Origin of the sequence: Bacillus haikouensis, assembly GCF_013179555.1 — a bacterium.
Taxonomy (GTDB): Bacteria; Bacillota; Bacilli; order Bacillales; family Bacillaceae_B; genus Rossellomorea; species Rossellomorea haikouensis_A.
Window position 1 is genome coordinate 1 of record NZ_JABMCR010000603.1, and the last position, 733, is coordinate 733.

Below are 733 nucleotides of genomic sequence, written 5' to 3' on the forward strand. Positions count from 1 at the left end.
CTACTTTCAATGCATCCGTAATGACATCATTATTGTAATCGACCAGGGCAATCAATTCATCTTCGGGGAACGTTTCCTGATAAGCTTTTGCAGCCTCAACGATATCCCCATTAAATAATTGAATCAATGCATGCGGCATCGTGCCCATTCCCTGTTTTCCCCACCATTCGTTCATGGCGTGGGTGGCCTGCGCAGTGGATCCGCCGATAAAAGCAGCATATCCGTCCCCTGCCTGCTGGGTAAAGTGGTCATCGCGGTCACCCATGAAAATGACCGGTTTTTGATGACCGGAAAGAGCAGCTGCTTTCATCACGTTGTAAACACTCGTTGCGACGGATGTCCTTCTGGCGAGGATCCCATCGATGATACCCTCCAAAAAACCGAAATCCTGGTAACGGCCTGTAATCGTGAGTACAGTTTCGAAAGGGGAGATTTGATCTCCATCTTTCAAAGAATGAATCTCAAGCTTTTCCGGATGATCAGCAAAGGTATGAAGGAGCGCGATGACCTCATCAGTTCCGCATAATACAGAGTGATCCTTTTGGAAAAATTGCATCGTTACGACAGCATCAGGTTTATATTTACGCGCGATTTCTTTTGTTTTCAAAAAATAGACGGCTGAAAACCAGCCTTCCTTGATACGTTCATCAAATTTAAATGTATGGTTGGTCAGTCGTTTGATTTTCCCTTTAAGTTTCAATTCGATTTCTTTCATCATAAAGCTCCTTATGGC

Annotated in this window: 1 protein-coding gene; it reads right to left on the reverse strand. The window is 44.5% G+C overall.

Going from position 1 to position 733, the window contains the following annotated elements:
- On the reverse strand, positions 1–715 hold a 715-nt coding region (locus tag HP456_RS24605; RefSeq protein ID WP_172255895.1), incomplete at its 3' end, for a nicotinate phosphoribosyltransferase.
- Positions 716–733: the final 18 nt, after the last annotated feature.